The sequence below is a fragment of the Methanoculleus sp. UBA374 genome, assembly GCA_002508705.1.
Classification (GTDB): domain Archaea; phylum Halobacteriota; class Methanomicrobia; order Methanomicrobiales; family Methanoculleaceae; genus Methanoculleus; species Methanoculleus palmolei.
This window is the reverse complement of sequence record DAYL01000004.1, coordinates 1-23,369: the sequence shown is the minus strand read 5'-3', so window position 1 is coordinate 23,369 and position 23,369 is coordinate 1. Positions and strand designations below refer to the sequence as shown.

Below are 23,369 nucleotides of genomic sequence, written 5' to 3'. Positions count from 1 at the left end.
CCCCGCGTGGCGATACCCAGAGAGGAGCCGTGTCAGAGGTTTGACGCCAGAAATCACTCAATTTTTCTCGGGGAGGCGACAAAACACTCTGAACTATAGGAATTGTCAGCCGCTGGAAACTTTTAGGATGACTTCGTTGACATTCCCGAATCATGGCTTAAAGAAAAGAATTCCAGTACCGATCCAGAACTTATCGATATTTCTGTCTCAAAAAAGGAATTCAACTCAGCATTTGTAATAGATGGAAACGGTCACTATAAGGGCAGGCAGCATAAAGCAGACGAAAAAACCGTTACTCTCAGGATTCCGAAATCAATGTATGCAGCCCTGAATCCCGACCCGGATGTAGTGAATCTGTCTTTTCCCACCCGGCAGTTTGAATTCCCATCAGCAGATATTGGATGAGGGGTGAGGACAATATACTCCTGTACTCGCAATTGTTGAGATCGTCCCAAAGGGGTCTGTAAACCTTTGCTGTATTTGATCGGAGCACTTTGACCCTTAACAGAGGCAGGAATAGGGAAACAGCCTTTCGGCAAAGGTATTTAGGGACAAACTCTATCTTCTGCTACAAACAGACTGTCATCAACGCAATATTGAGGGTGACGCCACATGGAGCCGGTATTTTTCGGCCCGGTCCCTCCTCCCGCCGTTCGGCTCTCGCCCGGCATCTGCGAGGCGGCGGGGGCGGCGCCGACGAAGAGATGAGCGCACGCCGGTCGTCCCGATGGAGGAGGGGCCCAATGCGGGCGGCTCATTCGCCGCACCGGAACGGCGACCCCGGAAGATACGGTACCGTGCAGGGTGCCCGGTCTCTTGCCGGGGAGCAGTCACTTTTATGTGGTCTTCTCCCATTCAGCACTTCCGTGAGGGAGAGATCATGGCAGAGGTACGAAAGTATGTTAACCCGCCCGCCGCCGAAGCGATATGCGAGTTCCGGTTCCCGGGGGACAGCACCTGGGACCAGACCTACCCCGGCATACTCTACAGCCACTTACGGGACGCTTACCCGAAGCGGGACCAGCGCTACGTGCGCGAGGTGGTCATGCTTCTCGGGCCGGAGGGGCTCCGCGAGGAACTCCTGATCGGCGAGCGGTCGATCTTCCTCGCCGAGGACGAGGGATGTGCGGTCCAGGTCGGGCCCCGCCTCCTCTCGGTGAGCTGCCAGAAGCCGTACGTCCACTGGGAAGCGTTCTCGGAGCGGATCATCGGGGCGTTCGACCGGTTCCGTGAGGTCATCAGTACCGACGCTATCGGCACCATGAACCTACGCTACGTCAACTTCATCGAGATCCCCGAGGCGGAGGTGACGCTCTCGGACTACTTTGCCTTCTACCCCACCCTCCCGGCGGACCTCCCGCGGGTCCCGGCAGGGTTCATCACCGGGTGCGAGTTCACGTTCCACGACAACCGCGACAACTGCCGGGTGGAATTCACCGACGCCGTGCCCGGGTCGACGGAACATAACGCATACCTCTTAACCATCGACTACTACCTGACAGGGGAGGGGAGCGTTCCCCCGGACGGGGTGGCCGACTGGCTGGAGATCGCCCACACCCATGTCCGGGATATCTTCGAAGCCTGCATCAAGGACCCCCTCCGCGACCTTTTCACCCCGAGGGCGGAGGAAACGGCGGCGGCACGGTGAGGCGAAAGCGGTGACCACAACCGGCAGGAATAGTCGCTGGACGCTGCCCGACCTCGACGCGGCGGTCCGGCGGTGTCGGGAACAGAACGCCCGGGGCATCCGGTGCATCTTCGCGGCTCTCGGTGAGTATTCCCGGAGCGAGCAGCAGGCCCGGGAGAACCTAGAGCGCTCTTCTGCCGCCGTAGCCGCGATCGACGAGCAGGCTCTGAACGCATCCGTCGCCGTGAAGCTGACCGCGCTCGGTGTGCTCATCGACCGGAGTGCCGTCTACGATTCTCTGCTCCGGCTCGCCTGTGAGGCCCGGGAACGCGGTGTCGGGTTCGAGGTGGACATGGAGGGGCGGGGCCTTGTGGCGATGACGGTGGAGGCCGCCGTCGTCTGTTCCCGGGAGGGGCTGCCGGTGACGCTCACCCTCCAGGCCGCTCTCGACCGTACCCCCGGCGACCTCGAGCGCACCGTCCGCCACGGTCTCCGGCCCCGTCTGGTGAAGGGAGCCTATCCGGGGGATACGAATGACCCCGAAGAGATCCGGCGGCGCTTTTGCGCACTTGCAACTGGGCTTCTCGACCGGGACGTGCCGTTCTCGGTCGGCACCCACGACCCCGACCTGATCGCGTGGCTCGTGCAGGACACGCCCAGAACGGTCGAGTTCGGGTTCCTGATGGGGCTTTCCGACGAGACAAAACACTGGCTTGCAAAAAAGGGCCGGGCCGTCGCGGAGTACGTGCCCTTCGGGGAGGAGGCGGGCGCGTACGTGGCGCGGCGCGAGGCCTACCTTGAGAAACTGGCGGCGGAGGGGAGGTCGCCGGTCCCGTAGCCGGTTCGCGGAGTTAAGTGATGATCCACACGCGGGGAAGCGGTATACTCCTGCACGTCACGTCCCTGCCGTCGACATACGGCATCGGGGATTTCGGTCCGTCGGCATACCGGTTCGTCGAGGTGCTGGCGAAAGCCCGGCAGCACTACTGGCAGATCCTGCCGCTCAACCCGACATGCCCGGCGTCCGGCAACTCCCCCTACAGCAGCCCGTCTACATTCACCGTAAACACGCTCCTCATCAGCCCGGAGATGCTTGTCCGGGACGGTTTCCTCGGACGGAACGACCTGGAGCCGATGCCCGACTTCCCCGAGGGGCGGGCCGCCTACGAAGCGGTCGCCTGGTACCGTGAACGGATATTCTCGATCGCTTACGAGCGGTTCCTCCACACGGGGCCAGACAGGAGGTATGAGGGGTTCTGCGACCGGGCAGGGTGGTGGCTCGACGAGCACACGCTCTTTGTTGCGCTCAAAGACCACTTCCGCGGACAGGAGTGGAGCCAGTGGCCGGAGGAGGTCCGGACCCGGCAGCCGGAGGCCCTCGACGATATGCGCAGGCGACTCGCGGACGGCGTCCGGAAGGAGAAGTTCCTCCAGTACCTCGCCGACCGGCAGTGGTCGGCCCTCCGCCGGTACTGCACTGCGCGGGGCATCCAGGTCATCGGTGACATCCCGATCTACGTTGCCTACGACAGCGTCGACGTCTGGGCGAATCCCGGGATATTCCAGCTGGACGAAGACCTCCGCCCCACCGTGGCGGCGGGGGTGCCTCCCGATGTCTTCAGCAGGACCGGACAACTCTGGGGGAACCCGGTCTACGACTGGTCCGCGCTCAGGGAGCAAGGCTACGCCTGGTGGATGAGCCGGATCGCCCGTTCCGGAGAACTCTATGACCTCTTCCGGATCGACCACTTCCGGGCGTTCGCCGATTACTATACGGTTCCCGCGACCGATACGACGGCCGAGCACGGCACCTGGGTTGAGGGGCCGGGGGCCGACTTCTTCGAGGCGCTCGCCCGGCGGACTCCCTGCTTCTCAATCGTCGCCGAGGACCTGGGGGCGAACACCCCGGCCGTGCAGGGGCTCCTCGACCGGTTCGGGTTCCCGGGGATGAAGGTTCTCCTCTTTGCGTTCGGCGAGGGCCTCCCGGGGAGCGCCCATATCCCCCATAACTATGTTCCGAACCTCATCTGCTACACGGGGACGCACGACAACAACACGGCCCGGGGGTGGTTTGAGGAGGAGGCGTCGGAGGAGGATAGGAAGCGGTTTTATGCCTACATCGGCCGGGAAGTGGCGGCGGAGGAGGTCCACCGGGAACTCGTCCGCCTCGCGATGACCTCGGTCGCCCGGGCATGCATCGTCCCCATGCAGGACGTCCTCGGGCTCGGCGCCGCGGCGCGGATGAACTACCCATCGGTCCCGGAAGGGAACTGGGAGTGGCGGATGACGCCGGAGGAGTTTGAACGGGCTCCGTTCGAGTGGCTCCGCGGGCTTGCGGAGCTTTCGGGGCGGGGGTGATCGGCTGTGACTCCGGGCAGGAGGGCTTCCCCAGAGCCATGCCCCGAGACGGGGCCACCGGTATCACCGTTGGGGAAGGGAGCCGCGGGACCGGGTGTGTAGTCTCTCTGGGCGAGAGCGGCCGTCTTTGCTCCTGTGGGGCTGGCGGTCCTCATCAGGGTCCTACGGCTCCCGACGAACCGGGATCGATAGGCCGGGAAGCAGTTACCCGGAGGAGAGACAACTCTGCCGAATACCGTCTTCCGCCCCCAGAGGGGGCCCGGCCCCGGTTGTCCGGGAAGTCCGTCCGCCGATCTAGTACCTCGAAGTCAGCACCTCAAGTTCCTCCCGGACGGTCCTTCGGACCATCTCTTCGATGGCGGTGTAGTCGCGCTTTGCCTTCTCCTGCTTCTCGAGCAACTCTTCCATCTTCATGATCCCGAGGGAGAGGTTCTTCCCGTACTGCAGGGCAACCTCCAGCGCCCCCTCGTCGATCCGGACGACTTTCGACATGAAAAAAGGTTCTGCGAGGTCAGATATAAATGTTACAGTTTTGTTACAGGCGGAGCAAACCTGTTACGGATCTGATACGTAGAAAGCATGGGCGGTTACAGAATTGTTACACCGTTTAGGGGTTCTGTAACATTAACGTAACATAGTGCTCTCATGAGAATCCCTACGGGAGATCCCTTATTTTTTCGGCCAGAGTTCCCTTACCAGGTCACCCGTGCCATCCAACATAAACCGGATCTGAGTGTATCTTGCTATGGTCTTACAGTAAAACAAGGACTGCACCTAATTCTCTCACATGAAATCGCAGAGTTAGTGTAAGACGTTGTCCCAAAAGGATCTGCGAACCTCTGCTACGCCCCACGTGGCACACTTGTGTGCAATATCTTAACCATTTAAACCGTAAATGAGGGCAGAATGTGGAAAAGGGTTTGCCCTGATATCGTCTCGCGGGGAACGACTGCCGGTACGGCCCTCCCGTCAAAGGGTTTTGGGGACGACCTCTAACTTTACTATCCAATATAGAAAAACAGTTTACACCAAACACTACAACGTCTACCACTGATATAAATGGGGCTTGCAGCCTTCGTTCAGGGGCCATTTGAACTGATCCGGTTGAATAAAAAGATGTATTTATATTAATGATAATCCGAGTTCTTCTGCCCTTCTTAGTGCATCCGTGTGTAAAATATCACCTTTCTCTACAACGGATGGAACTAACAGATGAGCAAGGTCAGTCCATTTCTGATAGGATGCGATAAGCCCATAGGTCCTGACCAAACCATCAAAATCAGCCTCTTCTGTAGTCTCGGCACAAGCAAGTAAAATGCTTTCTTTGATATTGCTCTGTCTCCCGCCGATCAGCAACGCATACATTTTATCTAAAGCCGCTTTAAGTTGCGCCGGAAAGGTAAACCAATACATAGGTGTTGCAAGAACGAGGACATCGCTTTGTTCCATAAGCGGAGCCAGCGTATTGAAGTCGTCTCTGAATACGCAGGCGTCTCCTTTGGAGTAACACTCGTTACATGCTTTACAGCCATTGATTTTCTTTAAACCGGTTTCATACTTTGTTACTGCATGTCCGGCGGCCTGCGCTCCTTTGATAAACGCATCCGCCATTAAGTCGCTGTTGCCCCCTTTTCTGGGACTGCCTGTAAGTACTAAAATTTTTTTACTCATGTTAAATTCTTACATCAGCTTTTCATATATTCTTCTTGCTTTAGGTGCCAGTATTTACGATCCTCTTCCGTGATAGATCGTAGCACTTTGCAAGGATTTCCAGCTGCAATAACACCGCCTGGAATGTCTTTTGTCACCACAGCGCCAGAACCGATCACCGCATTGCTGCCTATAGTAATGCCGGGATTAATTACAGTATTTCCGCCGACCCATACGTCATCGCCAATGGTAACAGGCTTTCCGTATTCAAGACCGGTTGACCGTACTTTTGCGTCAATGGGGTGCGCAGCAGTATAAACGCAGACACGAGGACCAAAGAAAACCTGATCGCCGATGGTCACAGGACATACATCAATAATGATGCAGTCGTAATTAGCATAGAAGTTTTTTCCCACAAAAATATGACAGCCGTAGTCGCAATGAAAAGTTGGTTCAATACAGATATTTTCGCCGGTTGAACCAAATAACTCTTTTAAATAGGCGATACGCTTGTCAAACTCATCTTCATTCGTTTGATTAAACAGGCGAATCAGGCGTCTTGCATTTTTATTAATCTGTGCCAGTTCTTTGTCCCCTGCGGTATACAATTTGCCTGAAAGCATTTTTTCTTTTTCTGTCATAATCAATTTCCTTTTTAATTGACACTAAAATAAGGATAGCGTATATTATTAGTCAACGACGTACATCCAAGATATATACTAATTTTTGCATATGGTCTTCCAACAAAACGAGGACTGTAGCACACCAGGGGAAAATCCTCCGGTATTTGTCTGCCCTCATCGTGAGCAACAGCCTCCTTTGGCCGTTAAGCAACGGGCGGAGGTCCCGCACGATGTCCGATACAAGCAACTGACACCCGACGATTCTCCCCGGAATATAAGGCATACCTAAATCACCTCTGGTGGCGGCGATAACTGCTTAATGCCTATTCCGAAAGTAATTGAATCTGCCTGGGTAAAGATTGTGGCCGGGCACTCCACCACCGTGATAGGCCGGTCTTTATCTCCTCATCGCCCCCGTCAGCGTTCGTGACCCTGAGTTTTGCCGAGTAAACGCCGACTTCGTCTAGGTGTGGGAGGATCGTACGTCCGATCAAGTAGGGCATAGACATTTTAAAGGCACGAAAGGGGGTTGGATCAGTATAACCCCTTTCCTAGTTCCGGGACCGCCGGGATGTACTGGAAGAAGGTCCCGGTCTCGTCCTCCCCTTCCACGGTTCCGTGGACGTAGTAGGCCGGCTTGAGGTAAGGCTGCTCGTCCCGTGGAGGACTGGCATAGTAGCAGAGCTTGGCCTCGTCGACGACCGCCTTCTTCGGCGAACCTACCGTGGTGACGACCCCGGTCTGTTTGAGCTCCTCGATCGCCTCTTCAGGAGAGAGGATCGGGAACTCTTTGTAAGGCTCGGCGTCGCGCCAGCGTTTGCCGACCTTAAGGACATCCCCGCCCCCGCCGACCGTGACGTAGATCCCGCTTCCAGCCGTGGGATAGCCGCTCAGGGTGCCGGTGAAGAGGACTCTGGTGTCTTTGTATGTTTGAACGGACGTATCATCCGTGCTATTTAAGAAGAAACCCTCGCCGTGCGATATACTTGAAAAGACTGCTCCTTCGGGCATGAGCCCGTGGGAAGTGAGGAATGACTCGGCGATCTTCCGGCACTCCTCGTCGGTCGGGAGGTTTTCGGGACGGTCCCGGGGGTCCACCCCGGAGTGGCGGTCAGCCCATGTGTAGGTCATATACCCGCCTTCCTTCTCAATATCAAACGTATAGGGATCGTCGTTGGTATAATACGATAGTGTATCCTCCTCAAGTGATCCGGTCATCCCGAACTTCTCCGCCATCTTCAGGGCGTCGTCCTTCGTTATGGTGGAATTGACTGTCCTGTAGACCATTGCCTGCCCGGAGTATTTGGGAAGGGCGATAGCAGAGGTGATCTCGGGAACCTTCTGTACACCATACGGTCCAGCGATCTCCAGTCCCTCATGTACGTCTTCATCCTCCTCTTGCGGGTACCCCACTGGTAATAGTGCCGTCCCGGCAACGAGCAGCAGGAGGACGGTAAATCCGATTGCAATCTGTTTCCCTACCATATCTACACCTCCCATTCACATGGATCTATTTTGTACTGGAAATCCAGCGGATCACCGGGCGGATTAATCGACGACCCATACCCGTAAATATGGTCGTTGAGGCAATCAGGCGTGCTCAAATCTCCGTCGATGTCCGCGGCAAGAATCGCTGACCGTAGAGTGCCGTCATTCGGGACCACGTACTGATCCGTGGCCGCAGACCATGCCTGCCAGATGGTTTTTCCGCGCATCAGTTGTTGGGCGAAATACCATCCCATATCTGGATGATTGCCCCCGATTGTGTCGAAGCTGCATATGGAATGGAGCCCCTCGAAGGCAGGCCCCCAGTACTCCCTGCACGTCGATGCATTCAGGGTGTTGCACGATCCGAGGACAATCCAGTCGGTCTTCGTGTTGCCCCAGCGCGCCTCGCTGTAGTTCAGGTCATAATCGTCGGCGGCAGTCCCGAAGACGAACCCGCCCTCCCATCCGTGTCCCGTGAAGTAGGCCAAGTGCGTGTTGTCGATGTAGTCCGAATCAACCCCGCCGAAGGCCGGGTCTTTCCAGTGCCGTTCCATCGCGGCGGCGTTGCCGTTGATAAACTGGCCGGTCCACAAACTCGACCCGTCGAGCGTGTCGTAGAAGCCTTGGGCCTCTTCCTCGGCGCTGGGAAGGGGGTTTTGCATGCCGTGATAGTCGCCCACCCATTCGGCGCAGAAGGAATACGTCCGGTAGTACGAGCGGAACAGGGTTCTCTCTTCCGTCATGTACACCAGGTAAGCCTTCCCCGGGAACATCAGGCGCTGGTCGCTGGTATCCCCGGTCGAATCTCTGACAAAGGCGGTTTCGTATTCCTGCAACCCGGCATCCCAGCCCTTTGCCTCCGACCACGCGTTCCCAAGGGAAATGAGCGTGTCCCGTGCACATTCCTGGCTCAAACCATAGAAGCCGACGAAGTTCCAGCCTTCGTCGAGGTCTTTTGTAACTGTCGGACGTATCTGGGGGTCTTCGAACTGGAGGGTGATCTCGTGATACCCGTCCGAGTAGATTATGTATCCTTCAAGCGGCCGGATTTCATCCTGCGCCGTCAGGATTACCGTCTGGCCGTTTTCGAACCTGTATCCCCTGACCGCGGTACCGAAGTCCGGGAAGACCGTACCCGCCGTATTGTGTCCGGATGTGAGATAGTAGGGCGTCGAGACGAAATTCTTCCCTTCGCGCAGGATCAGGGTGTTCGGCGATGCAAAGGAGGGGGTCGGATTCATCACGGTCTGGTCCGAGGTGACGGTGATGAGGGGCTGGGCGCTGATATTGCATCCGTAGGCATTGCTGACGTTCAGCGTTACCGTGTAGGTGCCGGCGCTGCTGTAGATGTGTGTCGGGTGCTGGTCGGTACTGGTGCCGGTATCGCCGAAGTCCCACGCCCAGGAGGTCGGGCTGCCGGTCGACATGTCGGTGAACTGAACGGTAAGAGGAGCGGCGCCGCTCGTAGGGGAGGCGGTAAAGTCTGCAATTGGGGGAGTGGCCCCCAGAACGGAGATGTCGTCCCAGTAGGAGGCGACACTACCCGGACCGCTCGTCTTGCTGGCATCCGCCCGGATCTCAAACGTATACGTCGCTGTCGGATCGGGGACGGCCTCTGTTATTTGTGCGTAAGGGTGATTCTGGCAAGCTCCGGGGTATTGAGCAGAGGAGATGGAATAGATCTGATTACTCCCTATCGAAGTTTCAAGCTCCCAGGCAGTACCGGACGGTGCGTGCCCGTCGAATCGCCTCCAGAACGTCACGTTTTCGGCGCCTTGAAAATCGACGTTTTGTCTGGCGATTGCATACGAAGAGGTGTGGCTGAGCGTGTCGACAGCAACCTTGAGGCCATAGGTGCCGGAATGCGCCCTCGGAAGTCTCCCGTAACATCCCGCGACGGTCCCGGATGTAATCTCAACATATCCCTCCGCAGAGGTTAACGTATTCCATCCAGTCAAATCACCGGTCTCGAACCCTCCATTGATCACCCTCTCCGTAGGGTCGATCGTCAGCGGATACCTCGCGGATTCAGGGATGCCGGTGATGGTGATGGTCTTTTCATCCGTATTCAGGGTATACTCGAGATCGTACCTGATCCCGTCTGCATCGGTACAGTACGGCCGTGGAAGAACGACGGTCTCCGCCCCGTTGATGGAGATGACCAGGTTGCCGTAGTTGTCCCGGGCGATCTCCCACGTGGAGTCCTCCGCCGGTTCTGTGTGCCGGTAGGTCCTGATCTCGGTTCCGTTTTCAGTGCAAGTTTCGTTCTCGCTGCATGTTCCGTTTTCAGTGCAAGTTTCGTTCTCGCTGTCGGTTCCGTCTCCATCGCAGATCCGCTCCTCAGTCATCCAGTCGGTCAGCCCGATCTCGTACCGGTACGAGACGTTCCCGGGGCGGTCTAGGACGATAGTCTCCTTCAGGAGGGACTCATAGACCTCATACGTCATCCGGCTTTCATCACCGGTGTACGTGACGGTGTTTTCTGCGAGGTCGGGAGCGGCGGTGAACGTTGCTTCGCGTTCAAAAGAGTCGTCGTCGGGAAAGGTGACGGTCGGGTACGTCCGCACGAAGAGGCGACCCCATTGCGCCTCGACGCCGCCGTCGGCGAACCGGATGCCGGCGGTCTCCGACAGGGGGACGACGATCCCTTCGCCCGGGATGGCTACCGCAACATCGCGTTCCGTCACACCCCCACAGGCGGCGAGCGGGTTTGCAGACGCACTTGCTGTGGTCGCCAGCAGCGAGGCGGCGAGAAAGAACAGGAAGATTCTACGTAGTTTGATCATCACGATGCCCCCGCGACACGCGCGATGATCTGCCCCACGACGATATTGGAACATCCGGCCAGTCCGAGCGACTGCAGGTGGCGAACTTCGTCATCCCCTGCATGACACCGGTAACAAGGGGCTCCCGACTGCAGATCATATTGATTCATTTTCATACTCAATTCCACCGTCGAATATGTCCCGCCTCAAATTGCAATATCACTCCCCTCAAAGGGCAAATTTTACTGAAAGTTCAAGGTATGGAGAATAACGTATAGCCATGGGATACTATATATGTTTGATCATTTTCTCCGGGGGGAATAGAGGTATAGGAGTCTCACTCAATCCAATCCAGTTAAGGTTCGAGTCGGCACGGCCGTGCCGACCCTGCTGCAGGAAGTATGACAGTTTTGAGGTATTTTCTGGCAATGCCAAGATCGGGAAAGACACCTCAAAGCGATAAAGGAGGACAGAGAATTATGCGGCCGTCCGCTCCCGGCAGACGAGGGCCGTCAGTGCCTAAAAGAGGAACGGGACGAGAGAGGCCGCCGCCATCTCTGTTCGTGCGCCTGTTTCCGGCGAGCCGTGCGCGGGGGCTCTCCCGGGTCCCGGTGCACCGAGCCGGCTCGAAGGGCATCCGTTATCCGTCTATTTCCCGTAGCGCCTGGATGGCCGCGGGCGTTCAGGGGGCACCCCCAGCCGGTGCCGCCGGCACCCGGTAGGTCCCGCCGACGACGTTCTGCGGGTTCCCGGAAAAGAACGCCTCTATATTCTCGACGCTTGTAGCGATGATCCGCTCGACCGCACCCCGCGTGTTGAAAGCGTTGTGCGGCGAGAGGATCGCCCGGTCCGAGTGCAGAATGGCGAAACTCGCGAGCGCGTCCCGGAGTTCGTCTGCCGACGCCTCGTCCGGCCCCTGGAACTCCTCCTCGATCCAGACCTGCTCCCCCTCGAAGGTATCGAGCGCGACCCCGCCGAGGCGGCCCTCGCGGAGAGCGTCGGCGACCGCCCCCGTGTCCACCACGCCGCCCCGGGAGGTGTTGATGAGGAGCGCGGAGTTCTTGACCAGCCGCAGCCGGGCGGCGTCGATCAGGTGGTGGGTGGCCTTCGTGTAGGGGACGTGCAGACTGATGACGTCCGCTTCCCGTAGCAGGTCGTCGAGATCCAGATAGCGGACTTCGTATTCTTTCGTAAGATCCGGGTTCGGCCGCAGGTCGTAGGCGATCACCTCCATATCCGCCCCGTGGGCGAGGCGCGCGAGGTGCGACCCGATATGCCCGGTGCCGATCAGGCCGAGGGTCTTTCCTGCGAGGTCCATCCCCGTAAGTTCGGTCCTGGTGAAGTCGCCCCGCTCCACTCGCGCAAACATCGGCCTGAATCTCCGGGCAAGAGCCAGGATGAGCCCGAACGCAAACTCCGCCACGGTCGTATCGCCGTAGTGCGGCACGTTGCAAACGGCGATGTTCCTCTCCCGGCATGCGGCGATGTCGATATGGTCGAACCCGGTGGACATGACGGCGATCACCTTGAGGTCCGGCAGCAGGGTCAGGACCTCACGGGTGACGTGCGACGAGACGAAGACCCCGATGCCGTCGGCGTCGCGGGCAAGCGACGCGTTCTCCTCCGTGAGCGGTTCAGGGTAGAGGACGGCGGCGTAGCCGCGCTTACCGGCAAAAGCCCCCTGGATCATCTCCTGCTCGTGCTCGTCGAGACCGAAGAAGACCACTTTTACCACAGACGCATACCCCCTCACTCCCGGGAGGCGATGTAGGAGGCGATATCGACCATCCGTTTCGCATATGCGGACTCGTTGTCGTACCAGACCAGGACCCGGGCCATCCTTCCGCCGACGACGTTCGTGATCTCGCCGTCGACGATCCCGGAGTGCGGATCGCCGACGATGTCGGCCGATACGATCGGGTCCTCAGTATACGCGAGGAACCCCTTCATCCGCCCCTCGGCGGCTTTCTTCATCGCCGCGTTCACCTCATCCCGGGTTACGTCCCGCTTCAGTTCCGCAACGATATCGATGACCGAGCCGTCGGGAACCGGGGCCCGGATCGCTACCGCGTCCATCTTCCCGATGAGCTCCGGGATGGTGCGGATCGTGGCGGCGGCGGCGCCGGTCGACGTCGGGATCAGCGAGACGGCCGCGGCCCGTCCCCGACGCGGTTTCTTTGCGGCCCGGTCGATAAGCGCCTGAGAAGCAGTGTAGGCGTGGACCGTTATCGCCATCAGGTGTTCGACGCCGAATGCATCGTTGAGCACCTTTGCCGCCGGCGCAAGCGCGTTGGTCGTGCAGGAGGCGTTCGAGATGACGATATGCTTTGCAGGATCGTAGGACTCCTCGTTGACGCCGAGCACGACCGTTACATCCGCGTCGGACGACGGCGCGCTGATGACGACCCGCGACGCCCCGGCATCCAGGTGCTTTGCGGCGCCCTCCCGCTTGGTGAAGCGCCCCGTGCACTCGAGCACGATCTCAACGCCGAGGTCCTTCCACGGGAGGCGCGCAGGCTCCTTCTCGTGCAGCACCCGTATCTCCTTCGACCCGAACCGGATATGGTCCGCGCCGGGCTCGATCGGGAAGGGCGCCCGTCCGTAGACCGAGTCGTACTTCGTCAGGTACACGAATTGATCCGTCGTGATCAGGTCGTTGATCGCGACAATCTCGATGTTTCCCGGGGGGTCGGTCAGGTAATTGCGGAGGACCTGACGCCCGATCCGCCCGAACCCGTTGATGGCAACCTTCTTCATCGTTCTTCCCTCCTCTCGGAGAGGATGCCCCTCAACAGGACAGTATATATGATCTTCCCCTGTCGCCGGAAGACCCCGCTTCCGGCTACTTTGTCCCTGCCTGCCGGGCCACGCCCCGCGCGGCCGCCGCAACCTCCTCCGGGTCGCCCAGGTAATAGTGCCTGACCGCATTCAGACCATCGTCCAGTTCGTAGACGAGCGGGTAGCCGGTAGGGATGTTCAGGCCAGCAATCTCATCGTCCGGGACTCCGTCCAGATGTTTGACCAGGGCACGAAGGCTGTTTCCGTGAGCGGCGACCATGACGGGTTTTCCTGCCGCAAGGCTCCCGACGATGTGGCTCTCCCAGCAGGGAAGCACCCGCAGAAGCGTGTCATGCAAGGATTCGGTCGCAGGGAGACTCGTCGGGTCCAGGTCGGCGTAGCGGGGGTCGAACCGCGGGTGCCTCGGGTCGTCCCACGCGAGCGGCGGCGGCTGCACGTCGTATGCCCGGCGCCAGAGGTGCACCTGCTCCGCACCGTACTTTGCCGCGGTCTCCTGCTTATTCAGGCCCTGCAGGGCGCCGTAACTCTTCTCGTTCAGCCGCCACGACCGATAAACCGGGACGTACATGAGGTCGAGGTCGTCCATAACGATCCAGAGCGTCCGGATGGCCCGTTTCAGGACGGAGGTGTAGGCGACACGGAACGTATACCCGCCGTCCCCGAGGAGTTCCGCCGCCCGGTGAGCCTCCTGTATCCCGTGGGGCGAGAGGTCCACGTCGGTCCAGCCGGTGAACCGGTTCTCCCTGTTCCAGAGGCTTTCGCCGTGCCGTAAGAGGATCAAGTCTACCATTGTATTCTTCCCCTATTCCGGTATGGTCTCCACCCCGGATAAATACCCTGCACATATGGAACCATCGAGCCTCCCGGGCGGCGGTCCCGTCCGGGAGCCCTCGATTATCGGTATAATCGCCCGGTTCAGTGAACCGGACACGTATAGGTTCGATTTTTTTCGTAGTTTACCATTCATTTATCTTTCATTCCCGCTCATATGCTGTTGTATGGCACCGAACAGAAGGAACAGAAACACCATCCTTGCGGGGGCATCCCTCGTCGCCATCGTCGTGGCGGCAATCGTCACCGCGGGATGCATCTCGGGCACGTCAACGCCCGGGGGAGTTGCCGGGCTCACCGGGACCTCCTGGGCCCTCGACTCGTACCTCGCCGAGAACGGTACGCTCGTCCCGGTCCTGCCGGGAACGGAGGTCACGGCGGCTTTCGGCACTGACGGCAGGGTCGGCGGATCGGCCGGGTGCAACAGTTACGGCGGAAACTACAGCCTTGACGGTACGGCCCTCTCGGTCTCCTCGCTTGTCCAGACGCTGAAACTCTGCGAGAAGCCGGAGGGCATCATGGAGCAGGAGGCACGGTTCATGGACCTCCTCGGCTCGGCGGCGGAATGCCGGATCGAGGACGACCGGCTGGAGATTGTCGACTCTGCCGGAGCGACGACGCTCGTCTTCGTGAAGGGGCCCGCACCCGCGGCGCTCGCCGGGACGTCATGGACGCTCGTAAGCCTCGCCGGTGAGGACGGCACCATGGCCCCGGTCCTTGCCGGCACAAACGTCACGGCGGCTTTCGGCACCGACGGCAGGGTCGGCGGATCGGCCGGGTGCAACCGCTACGGCGCGAACTACACGACGGACGGCGCGAGCCTCACTATCGAACCGGCCGTAAGAACCGAGATGTACTGTAGCGAACCGCCGGGCATCATGGACCAGGAGGACCGCTACCTTGCGCTTCTTGCGGAAGTTGCCTCTTACCGGGTGGAGCGGGTGACGGCGGACGGCGAGAGAGTCCCCCTCGTTGAGACCGTCTCCTCGTGGATGGAGAGCGACCGACTGGTCCTCACGGACAGCGAGGGCGCCGACCTCCTGGTCTTCGAGCGGGCCGCCCGGACGCCGGACCTCCCGCTCGTCGGGACGGACTGGGTGCTCGACGCCTACAGCACCGGGGGAGATGCGGTCTCCTCGGTGATCGCCAACACCACGGTCACCGCGAAGTTCGCGGCCGACGGGGCCGTCACCGGCAGCGCCGGGTGCAACCACTACGGCGGAAATTACAGCCTCGACGGCGCGAACCTCTCGGTCTCCTCGATCTACAGCACCCTGATGTACTGCACGACGCCCGGCGTCATGGAGCAGGAGGGGAAGTACCTGGGCCATCTTGAAAACGTCTCCTCCTACCGGGTTGAGGGCGACCGGCTGACCCTCACGGACGCGGCGGGCGCCGACCTGCTCTTCTTCGTGCAGGCACCGGAGGTACCGCAGGCATCCCTGACCGGAACGGAGTGGACGCTCGAGTCCTACAGCCTTGACGGTGAATCGGTCTCCTCGGTGATCGTCGGGACCACGGTCACGGCGGCCTTCAGCGCCGACGGGAACCTCACCGGCAACGCCGGATGCAACAGTTACGGGGCCGACTACCGCCTCAACGGCACGAGTCTTACGGTCTCGCCGCCCATCAGCACGAAGATGTACTGTAACGATCCTGAGGGCGTCATGGAGCAGGAGAGCAAGTACCTGACCCTCCTCACAGGCGTCTCATCCTACCGGGTAGAGGGAAACCGCCTCCTCCTCACGGATGAGGCAGGCACCGGCCTGCTCATCTTCATCTCGACGCAGCCGAACGATGCCTGACGGGAAGCGCGGGTTCGGTCCTCTCCCGGAAGGCCGATTCCCCTCTTTTCCAGTTTCGACCTCCTGAGGCGGACGCCCCTCCCATAGAACCCCGCCCGGGGCCGCCGCGGCGGATCGACGCCGCATCCTTCTAACCATTCGGGAGAAAGGGGTTGAACCAATCTCGATGCAAATGAGTTATCTTTTCTCCTCTCGCTTCCTACGCCTACCCGTGGCACAGATAGGCGGAGGCGGGCACGACATACTCACATGGGCCGCTCTCTTGATCATCGTGGCGGCATGTCTCATCTCGGTCGGATTCCCCGGCGCTATGGAGACGCCGCCCGACGATCCCGGCCGGGTCGCCGAACCGCTTGCGGGGACGGCATGGAGCCTCACCGCATTCCGTGCGGATAACGGGTCCATCGTCGCGCCCCTCTCCGGGGCGGAACCGTTCATCATCTTCGGCGACAGCGGCACGCTCTCGGGGTCCGCCGGGTGCAACCTCTACTCCGCTTCCTACCGGATCGCCGGCTCAACGATCTCGGTGATACCGACCGACGTCACGGTGGCCCACCCCGCCGCAGAACTGGACCTCACGCAGCAGGAGAGCCGATACCGGGAACTCCTCGTTGCGGCGGCCTCCTACCGGGTCGAAGGCGACCTGCTGGTGCTCTCCGGGCCGTCGGGTAAAGACCTGCTCGTCTTCTCGCGGGACGGGCAGCCCGCGAGCGCGCCGCTGCTTGAGACGGAGTGGCGGCTCGATCACTACAGCATCGGCGGCGGCAGCGCCGTCGCGTCGCCGGTCCCCGGCACCAGCGTCACCCTGGTCTTCGACGACGACGGCACGCTCTCGGGGTCCGCCGGGTGCAACGCCTACTCGGCGCCGTATCAACTCAACGAGACCGGGATCACCGTAGAACGGATCATTGCCACGAAAGCCGCCTGCAACGAGCCCGCCGGGGTCATGGAACAGGAGGCCGCCTACCTGACCCTCCTCCGGTCGGCGGCGGGCTACCGGATCGTCGGGGATACCCTCGCGGTCATCGACGGCAACGGCAGGGCGATCCTCTTCTTTACGGCGGAGGCGTGAGCGTCAGCTTCACCGTAACTTCAGATGAAAAAAAAGTGCTATGCCGAATACGGCCGCCCGGCCTCCTGCCCCTCTGCCGGGAGGGAGCAGTGCTGCTGGACAAAGATCCAGGCGTGACCGGTCCCCCGGAGCACCGCCGTCAGCCGCCTTTTCTGGGTCTCTTCGACACCGGCGGCGACGATACGATAGACCGCATCGGCCAGGACCCAGGCGACCGTCCCCTCGGCACCGATGTGAACGTCAAAGAACTCCAGAGAGAGCGTCTCCGACCGCGCAAAGTCACGCTCAAGGCGCCGCCGGTAGGCCTCCCTGCCGATCACCGTCCCGCCGGTCCCGAAACCCCGAAAATCGAGATCGGTAAGCGCCATGACGCCGTCGAGATCTTTTCTCCCCATAGCCTCGGCCATCCGCCGGAGCACCGCCAGAATCTGGTTTTGTGTCTGTTCGCTGACCTGCATGAGAAATACTCTCGCCGACAAGAAGATACCCTTTTCTCACCGGCAGGGCTGGTCGGCGTCGGTGCGGTCCCGGCCCGTCGAGCGGAGATACGTCCGGAACGCCGGCGACCGGACGGCCCGGATGAGGGCGGCAACACCGTCGTCCGCGACATGCTCCCTCCCGACCACCAGATCGCACGACTCGTAGCCGAGCGGGGTGAACCGGAGCCCCGCTTCCCGCGCCAGGCGGGCCGGGCAAACGCCTGCGTCGGCGGTTCCGTTGCCGATGGCCGCAACAACCGCACCGTGCGTCCGCACCTCGTGTTCGTATCCCGCGACACTCCCGGCATCGACGCCCCGGCGGTCCAGCCATTCATCAAAGAGCGTTCGCGCCGCCGTTCCCTTCGGGCGGTTGACGAACCGCAGCGACGTAAGGCTATCGTCGGCATCAAGGGGCCCGGCTGAAGCGATCCCCAGTTCCTCCCGGGCCACCTGCACCCGGAGGAGGTCCGCGCCCGGCAGGTACCGGAGCACCTGATCGTTCCATGCCGCATCGGTCTCCGGAAGAACGACCGAAGCGGCATGGCAGGTGTCCGCCCGCAGGGCCAGCACCGCTCCAACCGTTGAGGCGTTGCAGCAGTGGAGCAGGTAGCCGTCATCCGAGAGAATGTTGCCGAGTTCGACGAGGGCGGGATCGCGCTGGCCGACGCAGACGAGCGTCCGGGCGACCGTGGCCGGCGGAACGGTAAGCCGGACGCGCACCTCCTCGCCCGCCTCGATCCCCTCGCGCTCGGCAGGGATGTGGAGGTAGCCGTTTGCCCGGACCACCGCCATCTGGATGCCGCCGCCCCGGGGATGCGGGGTCGCCCAGAAGGTGCCGGAGACCTGTCCGACCGAGACCGGGACGAACTCGTCGAACCCGAGGTCCGACGCCAGTCGCCGCGACAGCCGGACGTCCAGGTCCGTACCCGGGAGCGGCGAGAGCCCCCACCATGCAAGCAGGGCCCCGGCAACCTCCCGGAGAACGGTCTGTGCGGCGACGGGGTATCCGGGCATTCCCAGGACCGGTTTGCCGTCGACGTTCGCAAGCAGCACCGGTTTCCCCGGCCGGACCGCGATGCCGTGAAAGACGATCTCCCCGAGCGCCTCGACGACGTCCCGGGAGAAGTCCCGGGTGCCGGCCGAAGAACCCGCCGAGAGGATGACGAGGTCGTTTTCGCCGATCGCCTCTTCCACCGCCTCCCGGATTCGGTCCGGGTCGTCGGGAACGATCCCGTAACGGCGGCAGGTCGCTCCCATCCGGGTGAGGTAGGCCTCCGCCATGAGGGTGTTCGTCTCGATCGTCTGGCCGGGCGCGGGTGCTGCACCCAGAGGGACGAGGTCGCTCCCCGTCGGGACGATACCGACCCGGACCGACCTCACGCACACCCGGGATATGCCGTAGGTCGCGAGCGCGCCGATATCGAACGGCCGGACCCGATGGCCTTTCGGCAGGACCAGTTCGCCGGCCCGGATATCCTCGCCTGCATGCCGGACGTTCTGGCCGGGCGCGGCGGACTTCCGAACCCGGGGTATGCCGCCCTCGTCCCAGGTATCCTCGATCATGACGACGGCATCAAACGAAGGCGGGATCACGTCGCCGGTGTTGACCCGGACGCATTCCGTAAGGGGCAGCGGCCGCTGGTCCTGTGCTCCCCGGGTATCCCTGCTCTTCACTGCGTAGCCGTCGAACTTTGCTATATCGGCACCAGGGACGGAATACGTCGCATAAACGGGTTCGGCCGTCACCCGGTCGACCGCCAGGTGCAACGGCACGGTCTCAGCGTGGTTCGGGGCGGGAAACGCCCGCCGCATAGCCGCGAGCGCATCAGGAAGCGGGGTAAGATTCAGGTACCGGCGTGGCATACTCTTAACTCCTCGATGTATAACAATCAACTTTCATCGAAACGCGCCGGAGAGCGGACCCTGCAGGCAGGGATTGCATCGACGCTCTCCGGCACGGCACTGAGGCAGAACGTCGCCTCTTTTCCGGGACCGGCAACGACATAGCGGGTATTTCCCGAACACCGCAGCCACCGTGGCTCATCTTCCGCATCTTCTCCGTTCTATCGCGGCCCGCTGCGGAGAAGACATAGTCCCATCCGGCCTGATAGGGCTTGATGCCGAGACCGGCGCTCCATTGACCAGGTCCAGTTCGTAAGCATAAACTGCCCCTCCTCCGGGAGGCCGGGCAGCCGGACAATCGAGACCGAAAGAGGATTTGGCCGGGCCGGAGATCGGAGGGCCGCCGCCTTCAGGACTCCCCGGCCCGTCTCGTGCATCCAGCAGACGAAGATCGGGTGCGAATTCTTCTCAATGCCGGAGAGGGGCGCCCCGCGTCGGGAAAGACCCCGATCTCGGCATCGACGCCCTGGACCGACATATCGCTCCGGGAGAGAATGCCAGAGTGCACGAACCCGATAAGGATGAACTCCATGCGGTGCCTTTTCGCGTCGATGTGATTTACGCCTTCTCCGGAGGGCGAGCACGTCAATACGCCGTCTTCTCGTAGTAGGACTGAGACCGGCAGTCGGCACAGACCCCGTCGACGAGCAGGTTGTCGGGGACCAGCTCGCCGCATATGGAACAGATGGCAGACCTCCAGGGCCACTTCTGGGGCACTTTCACCCGCACCCGTTCATACGAGAGGAACGCGCGTCCTGCGTCGATGATCTCGTCGATCAGTGCGACGCCGCGGGTTCTCGGATCGAAGAGCGGGTCCTTCGTGTACCAGAGGGTGAACGTCGGATACTCCTCGATCTTCTCGCCGTCGACAAAAACCCGGATCCCGTTCACGTACGGGGCTTCGGCCGGTCCGTTCACGGTGAGGGCGAACTTTCCGATCGGGATCACCCGGAGCCGGTGGTTGCCGGTCGTACAGTGGGCGATCACCTGCAGGGGGTCGGGCAGGCACTTCGCGGTCTCACAGACGGCGTAGATCTTCTCATGAGCGGGAGGGGCCAGAAGTTCCAGGGCGTAGTCCACCATGAAGACGCCGACGAGGAGCCCGGGGGCCGGGTAGGTATGAAAGTCGACGCATCGCCGAAAGTGCTCTATCAACTCCGGCGAGGAGCCTTTTGACTCGAGTCTCGCCTTGATGTCGTCCCAGGTGTGGTTCAGTCTCGGTTGCACGGAGGAGTATATGGTTAAAGATATTTTTAAATATTATGGCTCAATTAACCACATCTAGTTAACTTCTGACGACAGGATTCCAGAGCGGGGAAATAAAAACCGTTAAAATCAACGACAAAACGATATTCTTCACCAGATAGGCATATGCGCCGATTGCGGTTTCCGGCATATCAATTATATACCGTCGGATATCCCGAAATATTAAATGAGTAAGTTTAAATTTATATACCGCTGAGTAGAGTAAAACTAATGTTTGCATGTCCATCCTTTCCGGGCATGCCCAAAAAAATCGACGTTGAATGCAACAATCTGGAGAATGTGAATGGCTGAAACCAATGAAAAACTGCGCTACGTTCCCACGACCTGCCCGTACTGCGGTGTCGGGTGCGGGCTCAACCTCGTGGTGAACGACGGCAGACTCGTAGGGGTGGAACCCCTGAAGAGGAGCCCGATTAACGAAGGAAAACTCTGTCCCAAGGGAATGACCTGCTGGGAGTTCGTGCAGAGCCCCGACCGGCTGACGAAACCGCTCATCAAGAAGAACGGTAAGTTCGAGGAGGCGTCCTGGGATGAGGCGCTCGGTCTCGTCGCCTCCAAGTTCAAGGAGATCAGCGACAAGTACGGGCCGAAGTCCCTCGGTTTCCAGGTCTCGTGCCGGACCCCGAACGAGGAGTGCTACATCCTGCAGAAGCTCGCGCGGGTGGCCTTCAAGACCAACAACATCGATAACTGCGCGCGTATCTGCCACGGACCCTCCGTTGCGGGGCTCTCGCTCTCGTTCGGCTCCGGTGCCGCGACGAACCCCTTTGAGGACGTCCTCAATTCCGACGTCATCTTCATGATCGGCGCAAATACCATCGAGGCCCACCCGCTCGCCGGCCGCCGGATAGTCCAGGCAAAGAAGGCGGGCAAGACGATCATCGTCTGCGACCCGCGCTACACCCCCACGGCACGTCTCGCCGACTATTACGTCCGGTACAACCCCTCGACGAACATTGCCCTGATCAACTCGATCATGTACTGGATCATCCAGCAGAACCTCCAGGACACGGAGTTCATCGAGAAGCGGACGACCGGGTATGAGGACCTGAAGAAGGCCGTGGAGAACTACGCCGACGTCGAGTCGATCACCGGCGTCCCCACCGAGAAGGTCAAGGAGATCGCGCGGATCTATGCAAGTGCGAATAACGCGGTGATCATCTACTGCCTCGGCATCACGGAACTCTCGACCGGCACGGACAACGTCCGGTCGCTCGGGAACCTCGCGATGCTCACCGGCAACGTGGGTAGACCCGGGACCGGCGTCAACCCGCTCCGGGGCCAGAACAACGTCCAGGGCGCCTGCGACATGGGTGCCTACCCGAACGTCTTCTCCGGCTACCAGAAGTGCGAAGACGACGCCGTCCGGAAGCGGATGGAGGAACTCTGGGGCGTCACCGGGCTCGCAAAAGAATACGGCGTGACCCTGACGGAACAGATCACCCAGTGCGGCGACCCGATTCGCGCGATGTACATCTTCGCGCTGAACCCGGTCGTCTCCTACCCCGACTCGAATCACGTGATGCGGTCGCTTGAGAAGCTGGACTTCCTCGTCGTGCAGGACCTCTTCATGACCGAGACGGCGCAGTACGCCGACGTTATCCTGCCCGGCGTATCCTTCGCCGAGAAGGACGGGACGTTCACCAACGCCGAGCGGCGCGTCAACCGTATCCGCACGGCGGTGGAACCGCCGGGCGATGCGAGACCCGACTGGCAGATCTTCGTCGATCTCGCCCACCAGCTCGGGCTCCACGGCTTTGACTTCAACTCGCCCGAAGAGATCTGGGACGACATGCGGCGGGTCACTCCGTCGATGGCCGGCATCAGTTACGCGAGGATGGAGAAGCCGGAGTCCGTACACTGGCCCTGCCCGACCCTGGAGCACCCGGGAACCCCCATCCTGCACCGCGAGAGGTTCTCGTCGGCCGACGGTCTCGGACACTTCTTCGGTATCGAGTACCGGCCGCCCGCGGAGGTCGCCGACGCCGAGTATCCGTTCACCCTGATGACCGGGCGCCTGCTCTTCCACTACCACACCCGGACGCAGACCGGCCGCGCGAAGATCCTCGACCACGAGGTGCCGGAAGGCTACGTGCAGATCAACAACGAGGATGCGACACGGCTGAACATCCGGAACGGGGAGAAGATCAAACTCAGCAGCAGGCGCGGCGAGGTGGAGACCACCGCAAGAGTGACCGACGAAGTCGGACCCGGCGTGCTGATGATGACGATGCACTTCGGGAATGCGGCTGCGAACATGCTGACGAACACCGCTCTCGACCCGCTCTCCAAGATGCCGGAGTTGAAGCACTGTGCTGTGAAGGTCGAGAAGATCACGGGGGTGCAGTGAGATGGTAGCCAAAGGAGATATGGTATACGCCTGGACGACGAATCCGGATATTGCCAAGGCCGCGGAGTGCGGCGGCGCGGTGACCGGGCTTCTCAAGTATGCCCTGGAGAACAAGATCGTCGACGCCGTCCTGGCGGTGAAGAAGGGTGCGGACCTCTACGACGCGGTCCCGACGCTCATCACCGACCCGGCCGAGATTGGACAGACGGCGGGCTCCCTCCACTGCGGGACGCTCCTGCTTCCGAAACTGGTCAAGAAGTACCTCGACGGAGCCGAAGACATGCGGATCGCCGTCCCGGTGAAGGGCTGCGACGCGATGGGCTTCTACGAGCTTGCGAAGCGCAACCAGGTGAA

Annotated in this window: 19 protein-coding genes; 7 read left to right on the top strand and 12 right to left on the bottom strand. The window is 60.8% G+C overall.

What is annotated here, in order from left to right; all coding sequences use genetic code 11:
* The first annotated feature begins 880 nt into the window (after positions 1 to 880).
* The 3 genes from BRA42_RS01225 to malQ are packed head-to-tail and all read left to right on the top strand — an operon-like array spanning position 881 to position 3,985.
* Positions 881 to 1,648, top strand: coding sequence for a TIGR04255 family protein (locus BRA42_RS01225; protein WP_342770379.1), 768 nt, complete (start codon positions 881 to 883; stop codon positions 1,646 to 1,648).
* A gap of 10 nt (positions 1,649 to 1,658) precedes the next feature.
* Positions 1,659 to 2,465 carry a proline dehydrogenase family protein gene (locus tag BRA42_RS01220; RefSeq protein ID WP_342770380.1) on the top strand — a complete coding sequence of 269 codons (807 nt, stop codon included), beginning with the start codon at positions 1,659 to 1,661 and terminating at the stop codon, positions 2,463 to 2,465.
* Between the two features lie 20 nt (positions 2,466 to 2,485).
* A complete protein-coding gene (gene malQ / locus BRA42_RS01215) occupies positions 2,486 to 3,985 on the top strand; it encodes a 4-alpha-glucanotransferase (RefSeq protein ID WP_342770381.1) in 1,500 nt (499 codons plus the stop codon).
* A gap of 294 nt (positions 3,986 to 4,279) precedes the next feature.
* On the opposite strand, the gene BRA42_RS01210 is transcribed toward malQ, so the two are convergent.
* The 8 genes from BRA42_RS01210 to gpmA form a co-directional block, all read right to left on the bottom strand.
* A complete protein-coding gene (locus BRA42_RS01210; RefSeq protein ID WP_292406956.1) occupies positions 4,280 to 4,477 on the bottom strand; it encodes a hypothetical protein in 198 nt (65 codons plus the stop codon).
* Positions 4,478 to 5,107: 630 nt separating this feature from the next.
* On the bottom strand, positions 5,108 to 5,656 hold the full coding sequence (locus BRA42_RS01205) for a flavodoxin family protein (RefSeq protein ID WP_292406959.1): 549 nt from the start codon (positions 5,654 to 5,656) through the stop codon (positions 5,108 to 5,110).
* Positions 5,657 to 5,670: 14 nt separating this feature from the next.
* On the bottom strand, positions 5,671 to 6,276 hold the full coding sequence (locus BRA42_RS01200) for a sugar O-acetyltransferase (protein WP_292406963.1): 606 nt from the start codon (positions 6,274 to 6,276) through the stop codon (positions 5,671 to 5,673).
* A gap of 516 nt (positions 6,277 to 6,792) precedes the next feature.
* Positions 6,793 to 7,743, bottom strand: coding sequence for a hypothetical protein (locus tag BRA42_RS01195; RefSeq protein WP_292406966.1), 951 nt, complete (start codon positions 7,741 to 7,743; stop codon positions 6,793 to 6,795).
* A gap of 2 nt (positions 7,744 to 7,745) precedes the next feature.
* A complete protein-coding gene (locus BRA42_RS01190) occupies positions 7,746 to 10,532 on the bottom strand; it encodes a DUF6345 domain-containing protein (RefSeq protein WP_342770382.1) in 2,787 nt (928 codons plus the stop codon).
* 661 nt (positions 10,533 to 11,193) lie between these two features.
* Complete coding sequence (locus BRA42_RS01185) at positions 11,194 to 12,246, bottom strand: NAD(P)-dependent oxidoreductase (RefSeq protein ID WP_292406975.1); 1,053 nt, start codon at positions 12,244 to 12,246, stop codon at positions 11,194 to 11,196.
* A gap of 14 nt (positions 12,247 to 12,260) precedes the next feature.
* Positions 12,261 to 13,268 carry a type I glyceraldehyde-3-phosphate dehydrogenase gene (gene gap, locus BRA42_RS01180; RefSeq protein WP_342770383.1) on the bottom strand — a complete coding sequence of 336 codons (1,008 nt, stop codon included), beginning with the start codon at positions 13,266 to 13,268 and terminating at the stop codon, positions 12,261 to 12,263.
* Between the two features lie 85 nt (positions 13,269 to 13,353).
* Positions 13,354 to 14,100: a 2,3-diphosphoglycerate-dependent phosphoglycerate mutase gene (gene gpmA, locus BRA42_RS01175; RefSeq protein ID WP_292406982.1), complete on the bottom strand. Its 747-nt coding sequence runs from the start codon at positions 14,098 to 14,100 to the stop codon at positions 13,354 to 13,356.
* 208 nt (positions 14,101 to 14,308) lie between these two features.
* On the opposite strand from gpmA, the gene BRA42_RS01170 reads away from it, so the two are divergent.
* The gene (locus BRA42_RS01170) at positions 14,309 to 15,946 is read left to right on the top strand and encodes an META domain-containing protein (protein ID WP_292406984.1); all 1,638 of its coding nucleotides are present in this window, start codon (positions 14,309 to 14,311) and stop codon (positions 15,944 to 15,946) included.
* A 211-nt stretch (positions 15,947 to 16,157) separates the two neighbouring features.
* The gene (locus tag BRA42_RS01165; RefSeq protein WP_292406987.1) at positions 16,158 to 17,018 is read left to right on the top strand and encodes an META domain-containing protein; all 861 of its coding nucleotides are present in this window, start codon (positions 16,158 to 16,160) and stop codon (positions 17,016 to 17,018) included.
* A 38-nt stretch (positions 17,019 to 17,056) separates the two neighbouring features.
* Here the strand turns inward: BRA42_RS01165 and BRA42_RS01160 are convergent, their stop codons facing one another.
* The 4 genes from BRA42_RS01160 to BRA42_RS01145 form a co-directional block, all read right to left on the bottom strand.
* A complete protein-coding gene (locus BRA42_RS01160) occupies positions 17,057 to 17,476 on the bottom strand; it encodes a nuclear transport factor 2 family protein (RefSeq protein ID WP_292406990.1) in 420 nt (139 codons plus the stop codon).
* A 36-nt stretch (positions 17,477 to 17,512) separates the two neighbouring features.
* Positions 17,513 to 19,360, bottom strand: a complete 1,848-nt coding sequence (locus BRA42_RS01155; RefSeq protein ID WP_292406992.1) for a molybdopterin biosynthesis protein — start codon at positions 19,358 to 19,360, stop codon at positions 17,513 to 17,515.
* A 388-nt stretch (positions 19,361 to 19,748) separates the two neighbouring features.
* Complete coding sequence (locus BRA42_RS01150) at positions 19,749 to 19,931, bottom strand: hypothetical protein (RefSeq protein WP_342686255.1); 183 nt, start codon at positions 19,929 to 19,931, stop codon at positions 19,749 to 19,751.
* A 53-nt stretch (positions 19,932 to 19,984) separates the two neighbouring features.
* On the bottom strand, positions 19,985 to 20,626 hold the full coding sequence (locus tag BRA42_RS01145; RefSeq protein WP_292406995.1) for an FmdE family protein: 642 nt from the start codon (positions 20,624 to 20,626) through the stop codon (positions 19,985 to 19,987).
* Positions 20,627 to 20,948: 322 nt separating this feature from the next.
* Here BRA42_RS01145 and fdhF point away from each other — a divergent pair, with 322 nt between their 5' ends.
* A complete protein-coding gene (gene fdhF, locus BRA42_RS01140) occupies positions 20,949 to 23,015 on the top strand; it encodes a formate dehydrogenase subunit alpha (RefSeq protein ID WP_292406998.1) in 2,067 nt (688 codons plus the stop codon).
* 1 nt (position 23,016) lies between these two features.
* Positions 23,017 to 23,369 (top strand): coenzyme F420 hydrogenase/dehydrogenase beta subunit N-terminal domain-containing protein (locus BRA42_RS01135; protein WP_292407001.1); only part of this gene is annotated, 353 nt, incomplete at its 3' end.